The 8,500-nt window shown below is 60.5% G+C and carries 6 protein-coding genes; all 6 read right to left on the bottom strand.

The window, feature by feature from the left end:
* Positions 1-204: 204 nt before the first annotated feature.
* The 6 genes from dmeF to N0B51_RS14595 all read right to left on the bottom strand — a co-directional run bounded on the left by dmeF (position 205) and on the right by N0B51_RS14595 (position 7,992).
* On the bottom strand, positions 205-1,167 hold the full coding sequence (gene dmeF, locus N0B51_RS14620) for a CDF family Co(II)/Ni(II) efflux transporter DmeF (RefSeq protein ID WP_089216765.1): 963 nt from the start codon (positions 1,165-1,167) through the stop codon (positions 205-207).
* A gap of 149 nt (positions 1,168-1,316) precedes the next feature.
* Complete coding sequence (locus tag N0B51_RS14615) at positions 1,317-1,841, bottom strand: cation efflux transmembrane domain-containing protein (RefSeq protein ID WP_259963331.1); 525 nt, start codon at positions 1,839-1,841, stop codon at positions 1,317-1,319.
* Between the two features lie 115 nt (positions 1,842-1,956).
* Positions 1,957-5,262 (bottom strand): efflux RND transporter permease subunit, encoded by a 3,306-nt coding sequence (locus tag N0B51_RS14610; RefSeq protein ID WP_259963330.1) that lies wholly within the window; start codon positions 5,260-5,262, stop codon positions 1,957-1,959.
* Positions 5,255-6,403: an efflux RND transporter periplasmic adaptor subunit gene (locus N0B51_RS14605; protein ID WP_259963329.1), complete on the bottom strand. Its 1,149-nt coding sequence runs from the start codon at positions 6,401-6,403 to the stop codon at positions 5,255-5,257. Before N0B51_RS14605 ends, N0B51_RS14610 begins: the two co-directional genes overlap by 8 nt.
* The gene (locus N0B51_RS14600; protein ID WP_259963328.1) at positions 6,400-7,614 is read right to left on the bottom strand and encodes a TolC family protein; all 1,215 of its coding nucleotides are present in this window, start codon (positions 7,612-7,614) and stop codon (positions 6,400-6,402) included. Before N0B51_RS14600 ends, N0B51_RS14605 begins: the two co-directional genes overlap by 4 nt.
* A 78-nt stretch (positions 7,615-7,692) precedes the next feature.
* The gene (locus N0B51_RS14595; protein ID WP_259963327.1) at positions 7,693-7,992 is read right to left on the bottom strand and encodes a hypothetical protein; all 300 of its coding nucleotides are present in this window, start codon (positions 7,990-7,992) and stop codon (positions 7,693-7,695) included.
* Between the last annotated feature and the right edge of the window lie 508 nt (positions 7,993-8,500).

Raw genomic sequence — 8,500 nt, 5'->3', positions numbered from 1 at the left:
CGATTGCGCTGGAGGTTCCGGTTGAAGAGTTGCTGAAAGCGCCACCAGAAAGGGCCTGATTTGCTGCTTTCCTGTGTCAGCTTCGCGCCCCGACATCGGTCATTCCCGCTAATATAATGGGGTCCTAAAAGCCGTCGTTCGCAGAGCTAAGCGGAAGCAGCGCAAAAGCTGAGCGACTTGGAAGCAGTAGACCGCAGCATCACTTCACGCCGCGTGTCGCAGCCGATGCGCGCCCTCACAGGAGTGCACCTCGATGGTCACGTGTGCGTATTCCTCATGGATTGCCAGCCGATCGGCATATTCTTGCGGCGCAAGTGGACGATCGGCAACCAGCGAGACGATGACGGCATAGTGCCCGGGGCCGACCCGCCAAACGTGGAGATCGTTCACCACCGCATCTCCGTCCTCGATCGCTTCGCGAACTTCCGCAAGACGATCCGGGCCAGCTTCCGCGTCAATGAGGACACTTGCCGTATCGCGCATCAACGACCAAGACCACCGAGCGATAACGAACGCGCCGACGAGACCCATGGCAGCGTCCATCCAGGCCCATCCCAAATAGCGGCCGGCGAGTAGCGCGACGATCGCCATGACGGAGGTCAATGCATCGGCGAGAACGTGGAGGTAAGCGGAACGAAGATTGTTGTCGGTATGCGAGTGCGCGTGGCCGTGATCGTGCGAATGATCATGACCATGATGATGGTGATGATGATCTCCGCCTAGCAGCCATGCGCTGGCCAAGTTGACCAGCAAACCGAGGACAGCCACCCAGATCGCCTCGGAATAGGCAATATTGGCCGGGGCGAGCAGACGCTGAAAGGATTCTACCGCAATACCGATCGCGAAGACCGCGAGAAGCAAGGCGCTCGCGAACCCCGCGAGGTCGCCGACCTTCCCCGTTCCGAAGGTGAAGCGGGGATTGCCGACATGCCGTTTCGCGAACCAGTATGCGAAGGCTGCCACACCCAGAGCGCCAGCGTGTGTCGCCATGTGAATGCCGTCCGCCAACAAGGCCATGGAACCTGTCCACAGTCCAGCGGCGATTTCGAGGACCATCATAGCCGCGGTAAGCGCTACGACCCATCGAGTTCGGCGGGCGTGAATGTCGTGCGACGATCCGAGAAAATCGTGCTTATGGACGGAGGGGTGGGTCTGATCATGATGCATGGCGTCGACCTATTAGACAGAAGGACAGGCGGTCAACGACGATTGACCGCAGTGTAGCGAGGGAGACTGACGCCTTCGCTTTAAGGCATCAGACATAGCACAGGGCAGGTCTTTGGCGCCCTCGCGACAGGCGTCTGGACTTGGCACGTTCAAGCCTCGGCCTCGAGATCCGAGGTCTCGGAATCCGAAACCTCCCAGACCTCTTTGGCAGCGTCGAGATTTAGTAACGCGATACCGATTCCAACGATTAGATCAGGCCAGAAGGAGAGTGTAATCGCCGTGACGATGCCGGCTGCGATAATGGCTATGTTGGCCAGGACATCGTTGCGGGCCGATAGGAATGCTGCGCGGGTGAGTCCTCCATTCCCATGGCGATGACGAGCAAGGCGGATCGCGCATGCGCAATTTACGAGCAGGGCACCCGCGCCGGTGATCGTCAAAAGATTCGCATCCGGCGTGACCGGTGCCCCGAACTTCGCCACAGCCGTCCAGACTGCCGCTAGTCCGGGGACCAGAATCAGTAACGCTAGAAATTTGCCTGTCCGAGCTCTCGCTACGGCCGTCCATCCGAGCGCTAGCAGGATCAGCAGGTTGATCGAAGTGTCTTCGAGAAAATCGACGCTATCGGAGAAAAGCGAGACAGATTCGATGGACAAGGCGGCCGCAAACTCGATACCGAATTAGGCAAGGTTCGCGATCGCGACGAAGCGCACTGCAGCACGCAGATCAGCGGTCAGGTTGCTGTTTTCGGGCTTTTCCATCAGTCGGTTTCCCTGATCGCTTCGCTATTCATGAAGGCCTGCTGCTTTCAGAACCAATTCCGCGCCTCACTGTCCTCATGGGCCAGTCTATGGGCTCGCGCCATCTTGAAGGACCGCTCTCGTCCCCGTCTCGCTCGTTGAGGACGAGGCGAGCAATCGCAGGCAACACGAAGAGGGTCAGCGCAGTAGCCGTGATCAATCCTCCGATGACGACGGTCGCCAGAGGTCTCTGCACCTCTGCACCTGTTCCAGTCGACAGCGCCATTGGAACGAAGCCGAGTGAGGCCACGAGCGCAGTCATGAGCACCGGCCTGAGGCGCGCCAGCGCACCTTCGACGATGGCTTGATCAAGCGGGAGAGCTTGGTCGAGCCGCTGACGAATGGCTGTCATCATCACGAGACCATTGAGGACGGCTACTCCGGAAAGGGCAATAAAGCCCACCGCAGCCGAGATGGAGAATGGTATTCCTCTGAGAGCCAATGCGAACACCCCTCCAGCAAGCGCCATGGGGATTGCGCTGAATACCGCGAAAGCGGGTATCCATCCGCCAACCGCCCAGAAGAGCAGCAGGAGAATCAGCGCGAAGCAGACGGGGACGATCAGCTTGAGCCGCGCCTGCGCCGCCTGGAGATTCTCAAATTGTCCGCCCCACGAGATTGACGCGCCTGGGGGCAAGGCAACCTGATTTTCCACCTTGGCCTGAGCTTCGGCAACGAAGGAACCCAGATCACGGCCTCGCACATTGGCAGAAATGACCACCAGCCGTCGGCCGTTCTCCCGCCGCACTTCAGCGGGTCCTTCGGTGACCTGAAAGCTGGCAAGTTCCCCGAGCGGGACAGTCATGGTGCTGCCTGGCAATTGCACAGGTAATGCCCTCAGCTGATCGATATCGTTCCGGATACGATCGGGCAGTCGCACGACCACATTGAAGCGACGGTCGCCTTGAAAAACGAGGCCGGAAGCCTGGCCGCCGAGCGCGATGGCGACCGTCTGTGAGACATCATCGGCGTTGAGGCCATATCTGGCAATGAGGGCACGATCGAGTGTGATGTCCAGCGTAGGGAACCCGCTAATCTGCTGCACCTTGATATCCTGCGCCCCGGATACGGCTCGAAGGACATCCGCGACATTCTGAGCAGCCGAGCCTAGGCGTGACAGATCCTCCCCGTAGATTTCGACCGCGACATCGCCCTTCACGCCCGCAATCAGCTCGTTGAAACGCAGTTGGATCGGCTGACTGAACTCAGTCGTATTGCCGAGCAGGACCTCAAGCGCTTCTTCCATCTCGGAGACCAGCTTGGTCTTGTCGAGCGAGGGATCCGGCCATTCGTCACGAGGTTTCATGATGATATAGGTGTCGGAGGCATTGGGTGACATCGCGTCGGTTGCCGCTTCGCCGAGCCCGGTTCGCGCGAATACGTGACTGACCTGCGGAAATTTGCCGAGCACCTTTTCCACCTGGCGCTGCATAACCATGGCCTGCTCGACCGAAACGGAGGGAATCCGCACTACTTCGATCGCGAAGTCGCCTTCGTCGAGCTGAGGTGTGAATTCACTGCCTAGCGTTCCGAAGAGGAGAGCGGCCGCCGCGAATACCGCCACGCCGCCGCCAATCACCGCGCGCGGACGTGACAGCGCTGCCTTGAGCCACGGTTCATACCGGCTTTTTGCGACGCGAATTACTCGAACCTCTCGTTCGGCGAGGCGACCGCGCAGGAGCAAGGCTATCATTGCCGGAACGAATGTCAGGGCAAGGATGAAGGCCGAGGCCAGCGCGAGCATGACGGTTATCGCCATAGGCGAAAAGGTCTTTCCCTCCACGCCGGTGAAGGTGAGCAAGGGCGCATAGACCAGCAGAATGATCGCCTGACCGTAGACCGTCGGCTTGATCATTTCCTGCGCGGCCTTGCGCGTTTCAGCAAGGCGTTCACCGAGGGTCAGGAGCCTGCCCTCATCATGCTGTCTGGCCGCCAGGCGAGCGATGCCGTTCTCCACGATGATTACCGCACCATCGACGATGAGACCGAAATCAAGCGCGCCCAGGCTCATCAGGTTGCCCGACACGCCGAGCCGATTCATGCCGATGGCTGCCATCAGCATGGAAATCGGAATCACCAGGGCCGCGATCAGCGCGGCGCGAATATTCCCCAGCAGGAGAAACAGCACCACGATGACAAGCAGCGCGCCTTCGGTGAGATTTTTTTCGACTGTCGCTATGGTCTTTTCAACAAGCGAGGAACGGTTGTAGACGGGCTCGACCGTGACCCCCGCTGGCAGGGTTTGCGCAACGGCCATTAACTTCGTCGTGCCTGCTTCAGCCACGGTGCGGCTGTTTTCACCGATCCGCATCAGCAAAGTGCCGATCACGACCTCTTCGCCATCTAGGGATGCTCCGCCGGTGCGCAGATTGCCGCCGATCCGCACGGTAGCCACATCGGCAACCCGGACAGGCACATTCTCACGGGTCGCCACGACCGCGTTCCTGATATCTTCGACCCCTCCCAGTCGGGCGTCTTGCCGCACCAGCAATGCTTCGCCGCCACGATTTATGAAGTTCGCTCCCTTGATGACGTTGGCTTTCTGGAGGGCATCGGACAGGTCCTGAAAGGAAAGGCCATACGCGATCAGTCGATTGGGCTCGGGTTGGACAATGAATTGCTTTTCATAGCCACCGATCGAATCCACGCTCGCCACGCCCGGGACCTGCTGCATTGCAGGCGAGATGATCCAATCCTGGACCGATCTGAGATAGGCAAATCGCGCTTCCTTCGACTTGAGCCGTTCGCCTTCGGGGGTGAGAAACGAGCCATCCGGTTGCCAGCCAGTGCCGCCGGCATTGGTGTGACCCTTTGGTTCGAACGAGACCGACCACATCAGCACTTCGCCCAAGCCCGTGGCGAGAGGTCCCATGCTCGGTTCGGCGCCGGGAGGAAGCGAGCCGGCAATCTCGCTGAGACGCTCGGCAATCTGTGTGCGGGCGAAATAGATATCGGTGCTTTCGGAGAAGACTGCAGTGACCTGGCTGAAACCATTGCGCGAAATGGACCGCGTCATTTCCAGCCCGGGAATACCGGCAAGGCCTGTCTCCACTGGAAAGGTGACCTGGCTCTCTACCTGCGCTGGTGAGAGGGCCGGTGCCACCGTGTTGATCTGCACCTGATTGTTGGTGATGTCGGGGACCGCATCGATCGGCAATTTGGTCAGATTGTAGGCTCCCAGCGCCGCGACAAGGGCGACAGCGACAAGGACCCCCCAACGGAAGCGAACGGCGAGATCGAGAACCGACCCAAGTGGGCCATGGTTCTTCTCGGGCACGGTGTTTCCCTCACTCATCGCCCTCTCCCTGCTTGGCGATTTCCGCCTTGATGAGGAAGGCATTGCGCGAGGCAATCTGCTGGCCTTGTGTCACTCCTGAAAGTATTGTGACCCGGCCTGCAGACCGCTGGCCGGTCGTGACCGGGGAGACACGGAAACCCCGGTTGGTCCTGACGAACACGATCGATTGCCCATTCAAATCCTGCACTGCGTCCGCAGGCACGCTGAGTACGCTGCCGCTTGCGGCCTCGGTCGTCAGCCTGACTTCCACGAAGCTGTCCGGTTGCAGGCCTGGCGGTGCACTTCTTAGAGAAAGGACAGCGGTAGACGCGCGGGTCTGCAAATCCACCGATGGGGTGATCGAGCGAACCCTTGCATCGACCTGTCCTCCGCCGGGAAGGCTGATCGTGGCCACGTCTCCTACCGCGACCTTTGAAGCGTCAGCGGGAGAAAGTGCAGCTTCGATCTGGAGCCTTGAGGGATCGACGACACGGAACAGTTCTGTGCCGGCGGTTACATAGCTTCCGAGCACCGCCGGCGCTGCGGTCACACGGCCGCCGACAGGCGAAGTCACCGCAATCGAGCGACCATCGCGTGTAACGCCTGTCGCTTGCACTGCTGCGCGCGCACGCGTGAGTTCCGCACTCGCCATTGAAAGCGCTGCTTGTGCAGCTTCGATGTCCTGCCGCGCGGTGACGTTCGCTTCGAACAAGCGCTTTTCGCGGTCATAGGCAGCCCGGGCCTGCTGCGCTCGGGCGGCTGCTGATGCAACCTGTTCAGCAAGCGTTGCAGCCTCGGCGCTTTCGAGGAGGGCAACCGTTTCACCGCGCCTGACCGGATCGCCGAGTGTCTTCAGGATGCGAGCGACGACCCCGTTGGCACGAGCATCAAGGCGCGCGACCGCACTGGGCGCGGCACGAACGGTGCCCGGCACGATCAGTTCGCCGGCATCACCTGCCTCGACGGTCGCAAGAGCGATCTCTGCCGTCTGCATTTGCGCATCCGTAAGTCGTATTTCCGAGGGAATGCTTGCAGAGGCGGTCTGTGAAGGTGGCGGGGCGTTGGTTGGTGCGTTTCCGGCGCTACCCCAGATGATCCAGCTGAGGATCGCTGCGATGAGGACCGCGCCCAGTGCGATGAAGGTTTTTCTGCGTGTCATGGCATGGTCTCCGGGGTGGCAGTCAGCCGCTGCAAGTTTGCGCCGGCCCTTGCTTGCGCTTCGTGCGCTTCGATGAGAGCGATACGGACGTCATCGAGCGTAGCTGCCGCATCGAGCACGTCGATCAGTGTGAACTTTCCATTGCGATAGCCGATCTGAGCGAGACGCAGCGCCTCTTGAGCTTGTGGCACGCTTCGTTCTTCCAGGGTCGCGACCCGCGCTGCGGCGGCTTGATATTCTGCCCGGGAGCTGGCGAGTTCCCTGGCAACCTCTGCCATGGCTGCAGCGCGGCGAAACTCCGCTCCCCGTGCGCGTGCCTCCGCAGCCGAGATGGCGCCTTGGTTGCGATTGCCGAGCGGGATGCTGATGGACGCTCCGGCGACGAATGCCCGGTCCCCGGTTTCTTCGAACCGCCGCACACCGGCGCTCAACGATAGATCGGGGACTGCATTGGCGCGCTCTTGCGCGATGACCCGGTTGGCGGCGTCCGCTTCCGCACCGGCGAGTTGCACGCCAATCGTGTTCTCAGGTGTGATTGCAATGACGCTCGGGAATTGAGGCCATTCGGGCACAACTGCGTCGGGAGGCGATTGCGAACCCCACAGCGAAGCAAGGGCGATCCTTGCCGCGAGATCAGCCGCTTCTGCCTCTTGCAGTCGCGCTTCGGCCTCACCCAGCGCTGCCTCTGCCCTTAAAGCGCGAAGGGGAGGTTCGCGTCCTGCATCGACCAACTCACGCGCAATCCGAGCCAGTTCACGGTTGCGTTCAACGACACCGAGGGCGAGCTCCAGTCTGGACCTGGCGCCGACTGCCACCGCATAATTTTGCCGGACGTCTGCACCAATCCGCGCCTCCGTAAGGGCTGCTTGCAATTCGGCTACGCGCGTTTCGGCTCTGGCAGCGCGAACGCGGGCTCCACGCTTACCGCCAAGCTCGACACGTTGGCTTGCCGCAAGCGTTGTTTCGGTAGAATTGAAGCCCCGAAAGGCGCCACTTCCCCCAACGTTTTCCACGTCGAGAGATACCTCCGGATTGGGACGGAGCGCCGCCTGACGCTCTAATCCTTCCGCAGCCTCGACGTCGGTCTCCAGCGCGCTGATGGTGGGCGCCTCTGCTGCTGCGCGCTGGAGTGCTTCTTCCAATGTTATTGTTTGCGCGTTTGCGTAACCACACCACTTGATTGCAAAACCCGCAGCGATGAGCGCGACCATGCGCGCCAAGCCTTTGTGCATTTGAAACTCCGAATCTGGACCTCGTCGACCACGCTTTGCGCGCGGCGTCGCGTGAGGTCAGATTCGGGGCGGTCGCAGAAGAGAGCCTGCCGGCGATTCAGCTAAGAATGTTTCGATGAAGTCGACGACCATCGTTGTCGCTCGATAATCTGTGTCGGCAAGCGAGCGATCTTCGAGGCGAAGAGCGAAATGGAATTGATGCTGATGGGCTTCGCTCGTCCCCCTGTCGGACGGAAAGTAGTCGAGCGAATCTTCTAGCACGTCGAAGCTGCTAACGATCTTGGCAGCCGTAGAGTTGGACCCCGCGGCAACAGCTTCGGCGCCGAGATGCCCGGCAGCATCGAGTGGCTGCAGCACATAGAGAAACGCTGCCGCAAAAAATAGCAGCAGCCGTCCAGTCCTCGATGTTCTTAGCGTAGCGAAGATGGTTCTAAACTCATGCCGAGTAAGCTCACTTTCTCGATGAGGTAAGGGACTGTACTTCGTGTGACAATCGCCAAAGGCATCTCGGAAGCTCCATTTCCGCTTGCGACCTGCCTGACAGACGTGAATCAATGCGAGTTTCGTGCGCCCGAGATAGAGGGTTAATTCGCCCGATGCGAGGCTTTGGCCTAATGCGAACTACCTGATTCCTTATGCCCCAAGCGGGAGGCCGTCGATCCGCACCCAGCCCAATAGGCCGCAGAGCTGCTTACGGGGAGCTGCCCGTCCGCTTTGCGCCCCTGTGTGGACGGCTCTCCGTTGGCAAGGATTTGGTGAGCTTTTGCTGAGGCTGGTCGGTGCGGCCATGTGTGGACGGCTCTCCGTTGGCAAGGATTTGGTGAGCTTTTGCTGAGGCTGGTCGGTGCGGCCATGTGTCCGGCCT

Source organism: Tsuneonella litorea (assembly GCF_025154015.1).
In the GTDB taxonomy this organism is placed as follows: domain Bacteria; phylum Pseudomonadota; class Alphaproteobacteria; order Sphingomonadales; family Sphingomonadaceae; genus Tsuneonella; species Tsuneonella litorea.
The sequence above is the reverse complement of the archived record's forward strand: the minus strand, read 5'-3'. Positions and strand labels throughout refer to the sequence as shown.

Coding starts and splice junctions, on each gene's coding strand:
- dmeF (WP_089216765.1), bottom strand. CDS start 1,167: ATGCATCATGATCAGACCCACCCCTCCGTCCATAAGCACGATTTTCTC.
- N0B51_RS14610 (WP_259963330.1), bottom strand. CDS start 5,262: ATGAGTGAGGGAAACACCGTGCCCGAGAAGAACCATGGCCCACTTGGG.
- N0B51_RS14605 (WP_259963329.1), bottom strand. CDS start 6,403: ATGACACGCAGAAAAACCTTCATCGCACTGGGCGCGGTCCTCATCGCA.
- N0B51_RS14600 (WP_259963328.1), bottom strand. CDS start 7,614: ATGGTCGCGCTCATCGCTGCGGGTTTTGCAATCAAGTGGTGTGGTTAC.